The organism is Caballeronia sp. INDeC2 (genome assembly GCF_023631325.1).
In the GTDB taxonomy this organism is placed as follows: domain Bacteria; phylum Pseudomonadota; class Gammaproteobacteria; order Burkholderiales; family Burkholderiaceae; genus Caballeronia.
The window spans coordinates 221,214-236,899 of the sequence record NZ_JALQDG010000040.1; the positions used below are offsets into that span (position 1 = coordinate 221,214).

At 63.8% G+C, this 15,686-nt stretch carries 19 protein-coding genes; 8 read left to right on the forward strand and 11 right to left on the reverse strand.

What is annotated here, in order from left to right; translation table 11 throughout:
- Positions 1-185: 185 nt before the first annotated feature.
- The gene (locus tag NCS28_RS25460; RefSeq protein ID WP_250516545.1) at positions 186-1,532 is read left to right on the forward strand and encodes an MFS transporter; all 1,347 of its coding nucleotides are present in this window, start codon (positions 186-188) and stop codon (positions 1,530-1,532) included.
- A gap of 261 nt (positions 1,533-1,793) precedes the next feature.
- On the opposite strand, the gene NCS28_RS25465 is transcribed toward NCS28_RS25460, so the two are convergent.
- Positions 1,794-2,633 (reverse strand): universal stress protein, encoded by an 840-nt coding sequence (locus tag NCS28_RS25465; protein WP_250516546.1) that lies wholly within the window; start codon positions 2,631-2,633, stop codon positions 1,794-1,796.
- Positions 2,634-2,833: 200 nt separating this feature from the next.
- On the opposite strand from NCS28_RS25465, the gene NCS28_RS25470 reads away from it, so the two are divergent.
- The 5 genes from NCS28_RS25470 to NCS28_RS25490 all read left to right on the forward strand — a co-directional run bounded on the left by NCS28_RS25470 (position 2,834) and on the right by NCS28_RS25490 (position 5,600).
- Positions 2,834-3,874, forward strand: coding sequence for a zinc-dependent alcohol dehydrogenase family protein (locus NCS28_RS25470; protein WP_250516547.1), 1,041 nt, complete (start codon positions 2,834-2,836; stop codon positions 3,872-3,874).
- Positions 3,875-3,876: 2 nt separating this feature from the next.
- Positions 3,877-4,398, forward strand: coding sequence for an NADPH-dependent FMN reductase family protein (locus tag NCS28_RS25475; RefSeq protein WP_250516600.1), 522 nt, complete (start codon positions 3,877-3,879; stop codon positions 4,396-4,398).
- A gap of 26 nt (positions 4,399-4,424) precedes the next feature.
- Positions 4,425-4,871, forward strand: a complete 447-nt coding sequence (locus NCS28_RS25480) for a universal stress protein (RefSeq protein ID WP_250516548.1) — start codon at positions 4,425-4,427, stop codon at positions 4,869-4,871.
- A gap of 31 nt (positions 4,872-4,902) precedes the next feature.
- Positions 4,903-5,214, forward strand: coding sequence for a hypothetical protein (locus NCS28_RS25485; protein WP_250516549.1), 312 nt, complete (start codon positions 4,903-4,905; stop codon positions 5,212-5,214).
- 80 nt (positions 5,215-5,294) lie between these two features.
- Positions 5,295-5,600 carry a DUF1488 family protein gene (locus NCS28_RS25490; protein ID WP_250516550.1) on the forward strand — a complete coding sequence of 102 codons (306 nt, stop codon included), beginning with the start codon at positions 5,295-5,297 and terminating at the stop codon, positions 5,598-5,600.
- On the opposite strand, the gene fnr is transcribed toward NCS28_RS25490, so the two are convergent.
- The 6 genes from fnr to NCS28_RS25520 all read right to left on the reverse strand — a co-directional run bounded on the left by fnr (position 5,576) and on the right by NCS28_RS25520 (position 9,429).
- A complete protein-coding gene (gene fnr, locus NCS28_RS25495) occupies positions 5,576-6,310 on the reverse strand; it encodes a fumarate/nitrate reduction transcriptional regulator Fnr (RefSeq protein ID WP_250516551.1) in 735 nt (244 codons plus the stop codon). The genes NCS28_RS25490 and fnr overlap by 25 nt on opposite strands.
- A gap of 162 nt (positions 6,311-6,472) precedes the next feature.
- A complete protein-coding gene (locus tag NCS28_RS25500) occupies positions 6,473-7,120 on the reverse strand; it encodes a response regulator (protein WP_250516552.1) in 648 nt (215 codons plus the stop codon).
- A 41-nt stretch (positions 7,121-7,161) separates the two neighbouring features.
- On the reverse strand, positions 7,162-8,289 hold the full coding sequence (locus NCS28_RS25505) for a PAS domain-containing sensor histidine kinase (RefSeq protein WP_250516553.1): 1,128 nt from the start codon (positions 8,287-8,289) through the stop codon (positions 7,162-7,164).
- A 46-nt stretch (positions 8,290-8,335) separates the two neighbouring features.
- Positions 8,336-8,566 (reverse strand): hypothetical protein, encoded by a 231-nt coding sequence (locus NCS28_RS25510; RefSeq protein ID WP_250516601.1) that lies wholly within the window; start codon positions 8,564-8,566, stop codon positions 8,336-8,338.
- Positions 8,567-8,631: 65 nt separating this feature from the next.
- Positions 8,632-8,856, reverse strand: coding sequence for a hypothetical protein (locus tag NCS28_RS25515; protein ID WP_250516554.1), 225 nt, complete (start codon positions 8,854-8,856; stop codon positions 8,632-8,634).
- A gap of 246 nt (positions 8,857-9,102) precedes the next feature.
- The gene (locus NCS28_RS25520; RefSeq protein ID WP_250516555.1) at positions 9,103-9,429 is read right to left on the reverse strand and encodes a hypothetical protein; all 327 of its coding nucleotides are present in this window, start codon (positions 9,427-9,429) and stop codon (positions 9,103-9,105) included.
- On the opposite strand from NCS28_RS25520, the gene NCS28_RS25525 reads away from it, so the two are divergent.
- Both NCS28_RS25525 and NCS28_RS25530 read left to right on the forward strand, forming a co-directional pair.
- Positions 9,416-10,930 carry a pyrrolo-quinoline quinone gene (locus NCS28_RS25525; RefSeq protein WP_250516556.1) on the forward strand — a complete coding sequence of 505 codons (1,515 nt, stop codon included), beginning with the start codon at positions 9,416-9,418 and terminating at the stop codon, positions 10,928-10,930. The two genes, NCS28_RS25520 and NCS28_RS25525, sit on opposite strands and share 14 nt — an antisense overlap.
- 66 nt (positions 10,931-10,996) lie before the next feature.
- A complete protein-coding gene (locus NCS28_RS25530; RefSeq protein WP_250516557.1) occupies positions 10,997-11,569 on the forward strand; it encodes a DUF1993 domain-containing protein in 573 nt (190 codons plus the stop codon).
- Between the two features lie 12 nt (positions 11,570-11,581).
- Here NCS28_RS25530 and NCS28_RS25535 read toward each other — a convergent pair whose 3' ends face one another.
- The 4 genes from NCS28_RS25535 to NCS28_RS25550 all read right to left on the reverse strand — a co-directional run bounded on the left by NCS28_RS25535 (position 11,582) and on the right by NCS28_RS25550 (position 15,610).
- Positions 11,582-12,907: an MFS transporter gene (locus NCS28_RS25535; protein WP_250516558.1), complete on the reverse strand. Its 1,326-nt coding sequence runs from the start codon at positions 12,905-12,907 to the stop codon at positions 11,582-11,584.
- A 142-nt stretch (positions 12,908-13,049) separates the two neighbouring features.
- Complete coding sequence (gene kce, locus NCS28_RS25540) at positions 13,050-13,982, reverse strand: 3,5-dioxohexanoate:acetyl-CoA acetone transferase (RefSeq protein ID WP_250516559.1); 933 nt, start codon at positions 13,980-13,982, stop codon at positions 13,050-13,052.
- Positions 13,983-13,991: 9 nt separating this feature from the next.
- Positions 13,992-14,783 (reverse strand): SDR family oxidoreductase, encoded by a 792-nt coding sequence (locus NCS28_RS25545; RefSeq protein WP_250516560.1) that lies wholly within the window; start codon positions 14,781-14,783, stop codon positions 13,992-13,994.
- 107 nt (positions 14,784-14,890) lie between these two features.
- Complete coding sequence (locus NCS28_RS25550; protein WP_502801234.1) at positions 14,891-15,610, reverse strand: GntR family transcriptional regulator; 720 nt, start codon at positions 15,608-15,610, stop codon at positions 14,891-14,893.
- Between the last annotated feature and the right edge of the window lie 76 nt (positions 15,611-15,686).

The following is a 15,686-nucleotide window of genomic DNA, read 5'->3' on the forward strand; positions in this document are numbered from 1 at the left end:
GTCGATCTCGTCGCATCGCGCGCGCGAGCAGCGATCTGAAAGAAAGACTTCGCGGCTAACGTCTTAAGAACGTCAACGAGAGCCCCATATTTGCTGCGCAAGGGAAACGCGCGCGCGAGCATCGTGAAAAGAAGACCGCGTAATTAATTAAAGCAAGTCCTACATCGAAGTTAAAGGAGACAACCATGCGTCATATCGACGTTCAAAAGTTATGCGACGATGCCCGCTTCAGGAAGTTTCATCTGCTACTCCTGTTGTGGTGCGCGCTCATCATCATTTTCGATGGCTACGATCTCGCGGTCGTCGGCATCGCGCTTCCATCGATCATGAGCGACATGGGCATTCAGCCGACGAGCGCCGGATTCATGGTGAGTTCCGCCTTGCTCGGCATGATGCTCGGCGCGGTGTTTCTCGGAACGATCGCGGACCGGATCGGCCGCGTGCCCGCAATCGTGATCTGCCTCTTGCTGTTCAGCATATTCACTGCCGCCGCGGGACTGACCCGCGACCCCGTGACGTTCGGTATTGCGCGCTTTCTTGCGGGACTCGGCATCGGCGGCGTGATGCCGAACGTCGTCGCGCAGATGACGGAGTATTCCCCGCGCAGAATCCGCAGCACGATGGTCACGCTGATGTTCAGCGGATATTCCGTCGGCGGCATGCTGGCGGCGCTCGTCGGCAAGGCGATGATAGAGCGCTACGGCTGGCAGTCGGTGTTCATCGCCGCGGGCGCGCCCGCGCTGCTTGCGCCGGTGATCCTGAAGTACATGCCCGAATCGCTTGCATTCCTGGTTCGAAACAATCGCGCGGATAGTTTGAAGAACATTCTTCCGCGCGTGAATCCCGCCTACGTGCCGCAGCAAGCCGATAACTTTTCGCTTTCCGAACGCGAAGCCGCGTCCGGCTCGACGATCGCAAGACTCTTTGCCGATGGCCGCGGCCTGAGCACGGTCATGCTGTGGATCGCGTTCTTCATGTGCCTCTTCATGGTCTACGCGTTGAGTTCGTGGCTGACGAAACTGATGGCGAGCGCGGGGCATAGTCTCGGCTCGGCGCTCACCTTCGTTCTCGTCTTGAACTTCGGCGCGATGATCGGCGCGATCGGCGGCGGATGGCTCGCCGACCGCTTCAACATCAAGTACGTCCTCATCGCGATGTACGCGCTCGCGGCCATCTCCATCAGCTTGCTCGGCGTGAAAGTTCCGGCTGGCGTGCTGTTTTTGCTGGTCGGTCTGGCGGGCGCATCGACCATCGGCACGCAGATCGTCACCTACGCGTTTGCCGGGCAGTTCTATCCGATGGCCATTCGATCGACGGGCATCGGCTGGGCGTCGGGCATCGGGCGCAGCGGTGCGATTCTCGCGCCCATCGTGATCGGTTTTCTCGTGAGCCGGGCGTTACCGCTTCAGCAGAACTTCGTCGCGATTGCCATTCCCGGCGTCATCGCGATGCTGGCGGTCTGCCTGATCGATTCGCGTCGTTCGCGGCGTGACGCCGGCGCTGCCGTTGCTCCGCAGGCCGATCCGGTTTGAAGCAACCGCCCTCGCGCATTCATTCCTTTCGGGATGCCGGTTGCCGGGGCTTCTGCGGCCCGGAAGGAGCGCCGCGCTGCGTCGGCGCCCTCGTGCATGCATCCGGCGGCGTGACATAGGGCACGTCGTCGCAGCAGCATGCGTAGACCGGGAAGCCATACGCGTTCGTGCGGACGACGGTCGTCGGCCCGTGCAGCGGGCATACCGCTTTCATGGCGCCTCCTGAATTCGATAGTCGACGTGTCTATCGTACACGGGACATCAATGCGACATCAGCACGGGCACGGTCATCGATTCCAGGAAGGTGCGCGTCGCGCCGCCGAGCACCAGTTCGCGCCAGCGCGCATGACCGTAGCCGCCCATCACGACGAGATCCGCGCCGAGATCCGCAGCGCGTGACAGCAGTATGTCGCCGGCCGACGCATCCGCGCCGTTCGCGCTCGACACCACGTCGACCTCCACGCCATGCCGGGCGATGCACGCGGCGATCTCCGCGCCCGCGATGCGCTTATCCGATGCCCCGTCCGCTTGCGTCTCGATCGTGACGACGGTCGCGCGCCCGGCGGCCTTCAACAGCGGCAACGCGTCGTGGACGGCCCGCGCCGCTTCACGTCCGCCATCCCACGCGATCATCGGAAAGCGGCCCACGTCGGGGAAGAAACCGGTGTAGGGGACGAGCAGCACCGGACGTCCGGCGGACAGGATGAGATGCTCGCGAGAGCCATCGCCGATATAAGACTCGGGATCGCCCGGATCGTCCTGGCCCGCGATCACGAGATCGGCGCATCGCGCGTGGTGCGGCACCGCGCGATCCGCGGGATCGTCCGGCGCGAGCCATTCGCCCGATACGCCGGCACGATGCAACTCCGCGTGGAAGAGCCGTTGCAGCGCGCCGGCCTGTTCGCGGCGCACGGCGGCCCGCGCTTCGTAATACGCGGCGGTGCCGGCCATCACGCTGAACGCGCGCGCGTTCGGCTCGAAGACCGAATAGAGGCCGATTACATACGCGTCGAAGCGCCTCGCGAGTTGCAACGCTGTTTCCAGACGGGGATGGGCGCGCACGCTCGTATCGAGGTGCACGAGGATCGTCTTGAAGCTCATCGAATGACTCCTCGACTTCACTGAAGGTGGATGGCTTCCGAGTCTAGGGAGACGCCGCCGTTATCCGCTTGACTCAGATCAACGGATGCGGCATTACGCGCCGATCTGCTTGCGCTTGACTCAGGTCAATTGCCGCGACGGTGCACGGCGATACAGTGAGCGCGTCATCCATGTCATGCGTCATGCAACGGAGTTCGCAGATGAAGGCACTCGTCTATCACGGTCCCGAAAACAAATCGCTCGACGAACGGCCACGGCCGACGCTCGCCGCCGCAACCGATGCGATCGTCCGCGTGACGCGCACGACCATCTGCGGCACCGATCTGCACATCCTCAAGGGCGACGTGCCGACTTGCGAGCCGGGTCGCGTGCTCGGACACGAAGGCGTGGGCATCGTCGAGGAAGTGGGCGCGGCGGTGTCGGCATTCAAGCCGGGCGATCACGTGCTGATCTCGTGCATTTCCTCGTGCGGCAAATGCGAAGCGTGCCGGCGCGGCATGTATTCGCATTGCACAACGGGCGGGTGGATTCTCGGCCACAAGATCGACGGCACGCAGGCGGAATACGTGCGCATCCCGCACGCCGATACGAGTCTCTACCCGATTCCGGCGGGCGTGGAGGAAGACGCGCTCGTGATGCTGTCGGACATTTTGCCGACGGGCTTCGAATGCGGCGTGCTCAACGGCCGCGTGCAGCCGGGCAGCACGGTCGCGATCGTCGGGGCGGGTCCGATCGGCCTGGCAGCCTTGCTCACCGCGCAGTTCTATGCGCCCGCGCAGATCATCATGATCGATCGCGACGCGCATCGGCTCGAAGTCGCGCGAACATTCGGCGCGAGCGGATGTATCGACATCTCGGACACGGAGCCGGTCGCCGAGATCATGCGTCTGACCGATGGCGCGGGTGTCGATTGCGCGGTGGAAGCGGTCGGCGTTCCGGCGACGTTCGAGCTGTGCCAGCAGATCGTCGCGGCGGGCGGGACGATCGCGAACGTGGGCGTGCACGGCGTGAAGGCCGATCTGCATCTCGAATCGCTGTGGGATCGCAATGTGACGATCACGACGCGCCTCGTCGATACGGTCAGCACGCCGATGCTGCTCAAGACCGTGCGCGCGGGACGGCTGCAGCCGAAGCAGCTCATCACGCACCGCTTCACGCTCGATCGCGCGCTCGATGCCTACGACACCTTCAGCCGCGCGGCGCAGACTCAGGCGCTGAAAGTCATCATCGAAGTGTCGTGACCATGGAACGCGCGCCCGTGTCGAAAGTGCTGGTGGTGTGTTACTCGCGCACCGGCAGGACGCGCGCGCTGGCCGCCGCGCTCGCCGAGCGGCTGCATGCGGATGTCGAGGAGATCATTGAGCCGGGCGGTCGATCCGGTTTGATCGGCGTGTTGCGCGCGCTCGCCGATACGCTGTTCCATTGCGACGTGCGCATCGGGGGCGCGCTGAATGATGTATCGGCATACGACGTAGTGGTGATCGGCACGCCGGTGTGGATGGGCACGCTCAGTGCGCCGGTACGCGCATGGCTCGCCGGGAACCGGCGCAAGCTGCGGCACGTCGCGTTCTTCAGCACGCAGACCATGCATCGCGAGACGAACGTGTTCCGCGACATGGCGCGACTGACGCGCAAGCAACCGGTCGCGCGCTGCGCAATCGCAGGTCATGTGCGCATGCAGGACGCGAGCAGGCTCATCGATGCCTTCGTGGAACGCATCGAACGCAAGCTCGCGCGCATCGACAACCTGAAGTGGGCGGCCTGAGCGGAGGCGTGAAGGCCGGAGGGACGATGTACCGCAATATTCTGGTTGCGCTCGATGGGAGTGAGTGTTCGCAACGCGCGCTCGACGAGGCGATTCGCATCGGCGCGCGCGCGAGGGTGCGTGTCGTGTTCGTCATCGACGTGGCCGCGCTTTCGTCGTATCCGGCGCATTACCGCGTGAGCGTTCGCGAGGAAGGCACGCTCACGCTGGAGATCGCGTATGCGCGCGTGCTCGACGCGGGCATCGACTGCGAAACCGAGCTGGCCGAGACGCTCAATGTGACCGACACGATTGCGAAATGTTTGCAGCGGCGCGCGGTGCATATGCCCGCGGATGTCGTCGTGATGGGCACGCACGGGCGCACGGGATTGCGCAGGCTCGCGCTCGGCAGCGTCGCCGAAGCGTTCGTCAGACGTTCGACGTGCCCCGTGCTGCTCATGCGCGCGCCGAATGGCGAGTGCAAGGATGCGTGAGGATCAGCGGCCTGACAGGAGAAACAATCACATGGGCCTCGGAATGCAGATCGCCTACCTCGGTTTTTCCGGCTCGAACGTGATCGAACGAGAAGCGGGCGTCGAACTCGTGCGGCTTGCGGGCGTCGCGACGGATATCGTCGATTGCCGGCTCACGATCAAGGTCTATCCCGATCACTCGGGGCAACCTGTCTACGATGCGCAGCTGGTGCTCCTCACGCGCGACTCCGAGCAGGTCACAGTGCAATGCAACACACACGCCGATCCGACCGTGGCGACGCAGCATGCTTTCGACGACGCCGTGCGTGTCTTGCATGAGCGGCGCGCACGGTCGCCGTATTGATCCAGATCAATACGCGGTACGAATCCGTAGCAGAGACTCAGTGGATATGCGCCGCAGGTCGAACCATACGAGGTATCGGCATGAACATCACGTTTCCGAGCCAGCCGCCCGTCTATCAGGGCGATGTCCCTTCGCTCACATTCGCCGCCTTCGCCGACGGCGAGCGCATCGCGTGCACCATTTCCGCCGAGGCGCTCGAAGATCACTTCGGCGCGGCGTCGTGGCGGGAGGACGATTTGCAGCAGGCGTTCGAGAGCCATCGCTCGTCGATCGAAGGCGCTGCGGAACATGTGCTGACCCGCGTCGGCGGCACATCGGTCATGCTGCGCAGCGGATTTTTCCGCTTCCGTCAGGCGCGCGCTCAGACTTCTTCGAGCCGCGCCTGATCGAGAATCCGCACGTCGCGGCCGCGCGCATCGATCACGCCGGCCTTTTGCAGCCGGGAGAACATGCGGCTCACCGTTTCGATCTTCAGGCCGAGATAACTGCCGATTTCCTCGCGCGTCATGCGCAGGACGAATTGCGCGGGCGAATAGCCGCGCGCCTTCATGCGCGTCGAGAGATTCAGGAGGAAGGCCGCGACGCGCTGTTCCGCGGTCATCGTGCCGAGCAGCATCATGAGGTTCGACTCGCGCACGATTTCGCTGCACATCACGCGATGCACGTGATGCTGAAGCGCCCTGACTTCGCGGCACAGCAATTCGAGCAGGTCGAACGGAATGATGCACACGACGCTGTCTTCGAGCGCGATGGCATCGCACGTATGACGATCGGCGCTCACGCCATCGAGCCCGAGGGCGTCGCCCGGCAGATGAAAACCCGTGACCTGCTCGTGTCCTTCGCGATGCATGACGACGGTCTTGAAGCAGCCGCTGCGCACCGCGTAGAGACTTTGAAACGGATCGCCGCTGCGGAAAAGCGTTTCGCCGCGCCGCACGGTGCGCGTCGAGCAGATGATCGCGTCGAGGCGTTCGTATTCGATTGGGGATAGATCGGACGGCATGCAAATGCGCTGCATCGAGCATGTCGAGCAGCGCGCGCCTGTGCGCTTCACGTCGGCTCGAATGCCGCGACCGTCCGCGCTCACGGGAACCATGCTGCGCCTCCTGTCGGACCGGATCGCGCGTCGATGCGCAATCCCGCGTGTCACGCATCGAATTATTGGCCGCTTTATCTCGAAAATAAATCGGCGCGGGCGGATCGTGCTGTAGGCGTTCGGGAAGCCGTGTAGGGAACTGCCGACAAGCGGCGCTTGAACTCAGGCGCTGTCGTCGTCGAAAAGCTGATGGCGCACCGCGTAGCGCACGAGCGCGGCTTCGTGCGGCATCTGCATCTTGTCGAGGATGCGCGCCTTGTAGGTGCTGATGGTCTTCGCGCTCACGCACAGCGCCTCGCCGATATCGCCGATCGACTCGCCCGCGCACAAGCGCCGGAACACCTCGAACTCGCGATCCGACAGACGCTGATGCGGCAGCGCGTCGGCGGGTTCGCTGAGGCTTTGCGCGAAGCGTTCGGCCATCGCGAGGCTCACGTAGACTCCGCCCGACGCGACCTTGCCGACCGCCGCGACCAGTTCCGCGCTCGCGCTTTCCTTGGTGAGATACCCCGACGCCCCGGCCTTGAAGGCGCGCGCGGCGTATTGCTGCTCGGCGTGCATGGTGAGCACGAGAATGCGCAGCGCGGGCAATTCGTCCTTGATCTGCTTGAGCAGGTCGATGCCGCCGCGGCCCGGCATCGAGAGATCGAGCACGAGCACGTCGGCATTGGTGGAGCGTGCGAGCGCGAGCGTCGTCGGCCCGTCGTTCGCTTCGCCGGCGACCTCGAAGCCGTGCGCGTTCGCGAGGATATGGCGCAGGCCGTCGCGTACGAGCGTGTGGTCGTCGGCAATCAGCACTTTTATCGTCATCGATGCGATCCCTTTGTCATGAGCCGTTTTACACGACGACTTCATGATTCGCCAGTCGCAAGGCCGTCATCGGCGCGACGTTCGAGCGGAAATGTCACGACGATGCGAAAGCCTTCGCCCGGCGCGCTGCGAAACTCGATGACGCCGCCCAGCTGACGCACTCGCTCGCTCATGCCGAGCAGACCGAAGGTGCCGGCGGCGCGTCCGCGCGTGACATCGGCGCCGCAACCGTCGTCTTCGATCGTCAGCGTGCAGCTCGACCGCGCGCAGACGATCGCGATGCGCGCCTCGCTCGCCCGCGCATGGCGCACGACGTTCGTGAGCGCTTCCTGAACCAGCCGGAAGACCGATGTGGAGGCGTTCGTGCCGAACCCGTTTTCCTCACCTTCGATATGCAAGTGGATCGTCAGATCGTAGCGCCGGCGAAAGTCGCAGACGAGCCAGTCGATCGCGGCGAAGAGCCCGAGATCGTCGAGCACGGGCGGGCGCAGGCCGGCCGCGATGCGCCGCGCCGATCCGATGATCGTGTCGATCTGCGCCTGCATCGCGCCGATCTGCGCGCGCGATTGCCGTGCGATGTGCGCATCCTGTGCGCCGGTGCCGAGGATCGACAACTGCATCTTCAGCGCGGCGAGCTGCTGGCCGAGATCGTCGTGCAATTCGCGGGCAATCGACGCGCGCTCTTTCTCGATCGCGCTCTGCACGTGCGCGGAGAGTTCGCGCGTGTGCTGCAACTCGGCGAGCCGCAACTGGTCGGTCATGTCGCGCGTGACCTTGACGAAGCCGAGCAGATCGCCGCGCGCGTCGTGCAGCGCGGTGATGACGACGTTCGCCCAGAAGGGGCTCCCGTCCTTGCGGACGCGCCAGCCCTCGTCTTCGGCACGCCCGTCCCGCGCCGCTATTGCAAGCTCGTTCTGCGGCTTGCCCGCCGCGATGTCGTCGGGCGGATAGAAGACGGAAAAATGACGGCCGACGATCTCCCGCGCGTCATAGCCTTTGATTCTTTTCGCGCCGGAATTCCATGTCGCGACGTTGCCGTGCGCGTCGAGCAGGAAGATCGCATAGTCTTCGACGGCCTCGACGAGAAGCCGGAAAGACGCATCCGTCTGCAGCGCGGGCGTGAGCGGGGCGCGGGGATCGTCGGGTTCGGTCGGGGAGGCGTTCGTCATCGTTGCAATGGGCGGGTGCGCATGCAACGTCCGACGCGTCGCAATGCTATTGCGTAGTCAACCTGAAAGGCGGCAAGGGAAGTTCGTCGCCGTCGAGAAAGGCGGTCGCGCAGCGAACCGCGAAACCGAGCGCGCCGTCCTTGCTCGCGAACGCGCCGAGATTGCCGAGAGAGGTGGCATGGCCGTCCTCTTCCAGGATCGACGCGGTTGCGACGAACGCATTGCCCACTCGAGTGACGGAGGGCTGAAAAGCCGCTCCCCGATGATAGATGATCATGGATTCAACCTGGTCGGAATGGTCGGAGGCGCGAGCGGCAGGCGTGCTGCCGGGTGCGCCCGGGATCACGCGTGCTGCACGGACTGTCGATGGTCGATTTCGGCCATGCCATAGGCGAACGCATAGCGCACCGCGCCGGTCGCGCTCGCAAATTCGCCGAGCATGCCGCTCGAACGGCGCGTGCCGTCCGGTTCGCGCACGATGAGCATCGCTGTATAGCGGTCCTGCTCCGGCACGGCCGTCGCGCTCAGCACGCGGCCTTTATAGATGACATCTTTGAATTGGGTCATCGTTCTCTCAGGTTCTTTTTCGGTGACGGCACTCGTGATGCCTACATTCCGTAAGCAACAGCCTAACCGTTCAAATTTTGTCGTCTAATCCGATTTAAGTTTTTTTACTTTTTTCCGGTAGTTACTTAAGTCCGATGAAATTATTTCCGCCGGTCACGCATCGAGCCGACCGTTCCGCCAAATCCTAGCCTTCCCCCGACGATCTTTTCCCTTGTTAAGCCGTCGCAGACAATAATCGGCACAACACTAGGGCGGGCCCCTCCTGAACGGAGATCCACAGATGAAAGGGCATTTATCGGTTGGCGTGACCGCAGTTGCCATTGCAGCAATCATCGGTGGATGCAGCGGAGGAAGTTCCAGTTCCGATCCGTCCGCGACATCCGGAGGCGCGGCATCGGCGTCCGGGCCTGCGGCGGCGTCTTCGCCTTCGTCGGCATCGTCGCCTTCATCGCCTTCACCGCCTTCATCGCCTGCTTCGTCCGCTGCACCGGCGAGCAGCGCGAGCGCACCGTCAGGCGCCAGCACGCCCGTGACAACCCGGCCGTCCGCATCCACGCCGATGGACGTCACCACGTATCACAACGACATCCGCCGTACCGCGCAGCAGCTCGCTGAAACCCGGCTCACGCTCGCCAACGTGAATGCATCGACATTCGGCAAGCTCGGCTTCTATTCCGTCGATGGCGCCGTCGATGCCCAGCCGCTCTTTCTCGGCAACGTGCCGATTGCGGGCGGCACGCATAACGTGCTGTACGTCGAAACCGAGAACGCGAGCATCTACGCGTTCGATGCCGACACCGGCACCGTGCTCTGGCATGTCTCCACGTTGCTTCCGGGCGAAGTGCCGAGCGACGATCGCGGTTGCGATCAGACCACGCCGACCATCGGCATCACGGCGACACCCGTCATCGATCGCACGCGGGGGCCGAATGGCGCGATGTATGTCGTCGGCATGTCGAAGGACAGCGGCGGCGCGTATCACCAGCGCATTCACGCAATCGACATCGCAACGGGCGAGGAACTCTTCGGCGGCCCGACCGAGATCACCGGCTCGTATCCGGGCACCGGCTCGGGCAGCGTGAACGGCGTCGTGCCGTTTACGCCCGCGCAGTACATCGAGCGCGCGTCGCTGCTGCTCATGAACGGCGTCGTATACACGGCATGGAGCTCGCATTGCGACGCCTTGCCGTACACCGGCTGGGTCATGGGCTACAGCGCGGACACGCTGAAGCAGACAGGCATCGTCAACGTCACGCCGAACGGCGAGATGGGCGGCATCTGGATGGGCGGCGCGGGCCTCGCATCGGACGGCACGTCGATCTATTTCCTCGACGGCAACGGCACGTTCGATCCGACCACCAACGCACAGGAAATGCCCAACAAGAACGACTTCGGCAACGGCTTCCTCAAGGTCACGCCGTCGTCGACGCTGACGCTTCAGGTGACCGATTACTTCGAGCCGTCGGATACCGTCGCGGAATCGACCGCGGACCTCGACCTGGGCTCGGGCGGCGTGCTGGTCTTGCCCGATGTCACCGACATCAACGGCAACGTGCAGCATCTCGCCATAGGCGGCGGCAAGACGCGCGTGCTCTACGTCGTGAATCGCGACGCGATGGGAAAGTTCGATTCGAACGCCGATCATATCTATCAGCCGCTGTACTCGACGATCACCGGCCCCGTATTCACCGCGCCCGCGTTCTACAACAACACGATCTATATCGGCCCGGCGGGCGATCACCTCAAGGCGCTGCCGGTCGTGAACGCGGTGGTGGCGACGACAGCGTCGAGTCAGACCACGAGCCCGGCGGGTAACTGGAATTTCCCGGGCTTCGCGCCCGTCATTTCGGCGAACGGTGATACGAACGGCATCGTATGGGGCGTCGAGAACACGACGCCGACCGCCGTGCTGCACGCGTACAACGCGGGCAATCTCGCGAACGAACTCTACAACAGCAATCAGGCGGGCACGCGCGATCAGTTCGGCAATAACAAATTCATCTCGCCGACGATAGCGAACGGCAAGGTCTACGTGGGCACGAAAACCGGCGTCGCCGTGTTCGGTCTGCTATGAAATGTCCCATCGGGGAAGCTCTGCATCGGGATAAGATCGAGGAACATCGACCCGTGGAGCATTCTCATGCAACTGACCCGTCTTCTCGTTCCGAGCTTCGCGCAGACGCTGAAGAATCTGTCGACGTGGCTCGACAAGGCCGCCGCGCATCGGCAGGAAAAGGACGCGAATCCCGATGCGCTGATGACGCTGCGTCTTGCGCCCGACATGTATCCGCTCGCGGCGCAAGTGCGCTTCGTGTGTTTTCAGGCGCAGGAGCCGGTGTATCGATTGCGCGGAGAAGCCGTGCCGCAGAGCTTGCGCGAGGTGCGTGAAGAAGGGGCGAAGGCGAACGAGCAGCCCGGCTCGTTCGCTGAAGCGCGGGCGCGTATCGCCGAGGCGATCGCGTTTCTTTCGGCCCTTGCGCCCGATGCGCTCGATGCCGGCACCGATGCGCAAATCGCTTTGGATCTGCCGAACGGCATCGTCTTCGATATGACCGGCGAGCAATACGCGCGCGACTGGTCCTTGCCGCAGTTCTACTTTCACGCCATGACCGCTTACGCGATCCTGCGCAATCACGGCGTGCCGCTCGGCAAGCCGGATTACGTCGCCCATATGTTCGCGTATATCCGGCCCGGCACGTTGCCGCAGGGTTGAAGCGTCAGCGCATCACGCGTTCGACATCACGCGGCGTTTGTCGTCGGCGCGATCTTCGTTGCCGTGACGCAGGCGCGTGCTGCACACCGCGGCGATCAGCAGCGCGATCGCGAGACACACGAGCCCGTTCATCGCGCGGCCGGTCGTCTGTTCGATGATGCCCATCACCGTCGGTCCGACGAAGCCGCCGAGCAAGCCGCATGAATTGACGAGGCCGAGGCCGCCCGCGAGCGCGCTGCCCGAAAGACGCGACTGCGGGAACGTGAAGATGATCGACTGCACGACGAAGAACATCAGCGCCGAGAGGCACACGCCGAGCAGCCCGATCACCGGCGACGCCCATGCGGCGATCAGCATGCCCGACGCCATGACGACCAGCCCCGCGATCAGAATGCGACGGCTCTTCGACGAATCGCTCGCGAAGCGCGGCAGCGTGGCTGCGCCGATTGCGGCGGCGACCCACGGCGTCGCGCTGAGCAGGCCGATCGTCAGCGGAGAAAATTTCCCCGACGCGCCGATGATGCCCGGCAGGAAAAAGATCACCGTATAGATCGTCAGTTGATGGCAGAAGTAGACGAGAATCGCGAGCCACACCTGACGATCGCCGAGCACGCCGCGCAATGCGCCCGCGCCGTGGCCGCCGCCCTGCGCGTCCTGTTCGGCGGCGAGGCGGCGTTCCAGCGCGACGGCTTCATCGCGTGACAGCCACGGCGCGCTCGTCGGACGATCGGGCAGCATCTTCCATACGACGAACGCCAGCAGAATCGCGGGCACGCCTTCGATCACGAAGAGCCATTGCCAGCCGTGAAAGCCGAGCACGCCGTCCAGTTCGAGCAACGCGCCGCCGAGCGGACCGCCGACGATATTCGCCACGCACACGCCGAGCAGGAAGTAGCCGGTAGCGCGAGCGCGTTCCTCCCGTCCGAACCAGTACGTGAGATAGAGCATCACGCCGGGGAAGAGTCCGGCTTCGGCCGTGCCGAGCAGGAGGCGCATCACATAGAACGAGGTCTCGCCGGTGACGAAGGCCATCGCGACGGACAGCGCGCCCCACGTCACCATGATGCGCGTGATCCAGAAACGCGCGCCGACCTTGTGCATGATCAGGTTGCTCGGAATCTCGAAGGCCGCGTAGGTCAGGAAGAAGAGACCCGCGCCGAGTCCGTACGCGGCGGCGGAGATGCCGAGATCGATGCTCATCGAATGCTTCGCGAGCGCGATGTTCGTGCGATCGAGAAAGCTGATCACATAGACGATCACTAGCAAGGGCATCAGCTTGCGCAGCATCAGGCTATTGAGCGATGCGTGCGATGCGCTCGTCGTGTTGGGCTTGGACATGATGACTCCCGGAATCAGAAGGGGCGCGCGATGCGCGCGGGCGATGCGGTGTCGGGAAGGCGTTTCAAGAATGTGTCTCCGTAAGCGTTGTATTTTTATTGGCAAGAGCACGCGCCGATCATGCGGCGCGTGCGCATCAAAACTAGAAGTTCACGTTGTCGCCGCCCTTGAGCGACAGCATCTGCCGCGCTTCGGCCGGCGTCGCGACATCGAGCGACAAGCCTTCGATCACTTGCCGGATCTTGCGCACCTGCGCCGCGCTCGATTCGGCGAGTTGGCCCGGTCCGATCCACAGCGAATCTTCGAGACCCACGCGCACGTTCGACCCTTGCGCGACGCCGATCGAGCCGAGCGGAATCTGGTTGCGGCCCGCGCCGAGAATCGACCAGACATAGTCGTTGCCGAAGAGACGATCCGCGGTGCGCTTCATGTGCGCGAGATCCTCCGGATGCCCGCCGATGCCGCCGAGCAAGCCGAAGACGCTCTGCACGAAGAACGGTCCCTTCACGAGCCCGCGATCGACGAAATGCGCGAGGTTATACAGATGCGAGATGTCGTAGCACTCGAACTCGAAGCGCGTTCCATTGGCCGAGCATGAGGTCAGGATGTATTCGATATCGGCGAACGTGTTCTTGAACACGAGATCGCGGCTCTTCTCCAGATGCTGGCGTTCCCAGTCGTGCTTGAGATCCTTGAAGCGGTCGAGCATCGGATAGAGGCCGAAGTTCATCGAGCCCATGTTCAGCGACGCCACTTCCGGCTGAAAGTGATGTGCGGGCTTCAGACGTTCCGCGACCGTCATGTGCGGACTGCCGCCCGTCGTCAGGTTGATGACCGCATCGGTTTGCGACTTGATGCGCGGCAGGAAGCGCTGGAACACGGCGGGGTCTTGCGTCGGGCGGCCGTCTTCGGGATCGCGCGCATGCAGATGCAGAATCGCCGCGCCTTCCTTCGCGGCCGCGAGCGCGGCTTCGGCGATTTCGTCGGGCGTGACCGGCAGATACGGCGACATCGACGGCGTATGGATCGCGCCCGTCGGTGCGCACGTGATGATGACCTTGCGTTTGGTTGCCATGTTGTCCTCTTAAAGCGTTTCGACGTTGCCGCAGACGGAGAGCGCCTGACCCGAAATCGCGCTGCCGGCGGGCGAGCTGAGATAGAGCACGCTCGCGGCGACTTCCTCTTGCGTGACCATGCGGCGCAGCGAAATCTTCGCGAGATATTGCTTCTCCATCTCCTCGTAAGCGATGCCGAGCTGTTTCGCGCGCGCGGCGATCACGCCTTCCATGCGCGGACCCTTGACGATGCCCGGCTGCACCGCATTCACGCGAATGTTGTCCGGACCGAGTTCGATGGCGAGACTCTTCGCGAGGCCGACCACGGCCCACTTCGTCGCGGAGTAGGGCGTGCGAAAGCCATAGCCGAGACGCCCCGCGACCGACGACATGAACACGATCACGCCGCCATCGGTCGCCTCGCGCAGCATCGGCACGGCCTCGCGCGAGAAGTAGTACTGGCTGTTCAGATTCACGTCGATGGTCTTTTCCCAGTCGTCGGAATCGATCGCGTCGATGCCGCCCGTCGGGCCCGCGATGCCCGCGTTGTTGATCAGCACGTCGAGGCCGCCGAGCTCGCGACGCACGTCGTCGAAGACGCGCTTCACGTCCTCCTTGTTCGCGACATCCGCACGCGTGCCCGTGATCGACGGCGAAACGCTCGACACCGCGTCGATGGCTTTCGGGTCGACATCGCAGACATGCACGCGTGCGCCCGTCGACACGAACGCCTTCGCGATTGCGAGACCGATGCCCGACGCGCCGCCCGTGATCAGCACGCGCAAGCCAGCGCGCGGGGTGAGCAGTTTGATGAAATCCATCGATTGACTCCTTTGTGGTTATGTTTTGCGGGACGTGCGCCGTCCTCGCGATAGCGATTAGTAATACTGATGAATATGTGAAGGAGCGCGCGTTGCGCCTTCGTCGTTCAGCTCTGCGCGTGACGCCGCATGTGCGATTCCTGCGAACGCAGACGCGCTTCGAGATCGCGTGCGGCGTCGCGAATGTCCTTTGCGATACCTTCGCGCGCGGCGGCGCCGTCGTGCTTCCACAACGCATCGATGATCTGCCGGTGCGCCTGCATCGACACGCGCATGTGCGCCACGTCGGGCGCGACCATGTTCAGGAACGGACCGATGCGCATCCACATGTTCTGGATCGTCGCGAGCGTCATGTCGCTTGCGCCGTGCCGATAGATGCTCGTATGGAAGGCGAAGTTGCAGCGCAGATAGGCGCGGGCGTCGTCGGCTTCGACGTGGGCATCCATTTCATCGAAGATGTGCTGCACGGCGGCGACGTCCTCGTTGGCCATGCGGGCCGCCGCGCGTTCCGCGACGCAGCCTTCCAGCGCGATACGCACGTCGCGCAGTTCTTCGAGCAGGTCGGGCGTCATCGGCGGGACCATCAGGCCGCGCGACGGGCCATCGACCAGTGCGCCTTCCGCGCGCAGGCGCGTAAGCGCGGCGCGCACGGGCATCGTCGAGAGGCCTACTGCTTCCGCGACGCCGCGCAGACTCAGCGGCTGCCCGGCGGCGAAACTGCCGCTCATGATCGCTTCGCGCAATTGCTGATAGACCTTCGTCGCCATCGTTTCCGTCGCGATGACTTCGAGTTGCGGCATGGGTTGCGTCAATGATCGGGGTGCCACGCGGATTTTCTTCCTGATGTTTGATCTGTGATCACAGTTTGATTTCGCGAGGAAGTTAAGTCAATGCGAAGCGCGT

Coding starts and splice junctions, on each gene's coding strand:
- NCS28_RS25460 (WP_250516545.1), top strand. CDS start 186: ATGCGTCATATCGACGTTCAAAAGTTATGCGACGATGCCCGCTTCAGG.
- NCS28_RS25465 (WP_250516546.1), bottom strand. CDS start 2,633: ATGAGCTTCAAGACGATCCTCGTGCACCTCGATACGAGCGTGCGCGCC.
- NCS28_RS25470 (WP_250516547.1), top strand. CDS start 2,834: ATGAAGGCACTCGTCTATCACGGTCCCGAAAACAAATCGCTCGACGAA.
- NCS28_RS25475 (WP_250516600.1), top strand. CDS start 3,877: ATGGAACGCGCGCCCGTGTCGAAAGTGCTGGTGGTGTGTTACTCGCGC.
- NCS28_RS25480 (WP_250516548.1), top strand. CDS start 4,425: ATGTACCGCAATATTCTGGTTGCGCTCGATGGGAGTGAGTGTTCGCAA.
- NCS28_RS25485 (WP_250516549.1), top strand. CDS start 4,903: ATGGGCCTCGGAATGCAGATCGCCTACCTCGGTTTTTCCGGCTCGAAC.
- NCS28_RS25490 (WP_250516550.1), top strand. CDS start 5,295: ATGAACATCACGTTTCCGAGCCAGCCGCCCGTCTATCAGGGCGATGTC.
- fnr (WP_250516551.1), bottom strand. CDS start 6,310: ATGGTTCCCGTGAGCGCGGACGGTCGCGGCATTCGAGCCGACGTGAAG.
- NCS28_RS25500 (WP_250516552.1), bottom strand. CDS start 7,120: ATGACGATAAAAGTGCTGATTGCCGACGACCACACGCTCGTACGCGAC.
- NCS28_RS25505 (WP_250516553.1), bottom strand. CDS start 8,289: ATGACGAACGCCTCCCCGACCGAACCCGACGATCCCCGCGCCCCGCTC.
- NCS28_RS25510 (WP_250516601.1), bottom strand. CDS start 8,566: ATGATCATCTATCATCGGGGAGCGGCTTTTCAGCCCTCCGTCACTCGA.
- NCS28_RS25515 (WP_250516554.1), bottom strand. CDS start 8,856: ATGACCCAATTCAAAGATGTCATCTATAAAGGCCGCGTGCTGAGCGCG.
- NCS28_RS25525 (WP_250516556.1), top strand. CDS start 9,416: ATGGACGTCACCACGTATCACAACGACATCCGCCGTACCGCGCAGCAG.
- NCS28_RS25530 (WP_250516557.1), top strand. CDS start 10,997: ATGCAACTGACCCGTCTTCTCGTTCCGAGCTTCGCGCAGACGCTGAAG.
- NCS28_RS25535 (WP_250516558.1), bottom strand. CDS start 12,907: ATGTCCAAGCCCAACACGACGAGCGCATCGCACGCATCGCTCAATAGC.
- kce (WP_250516559.1), bottom strand. CDS start 13,982: ATGGCAACCAAACGCAAGGTCATCATCACGTGCGCACCGACGGGCGCG.
- NCS28_RS25545 (WP_250516560.1), bottom strand. CDS start 14,783: ATGGATTTCATCAAACTGCTCACCCCGCGCGCTGGCTTGCGCGTGCTG.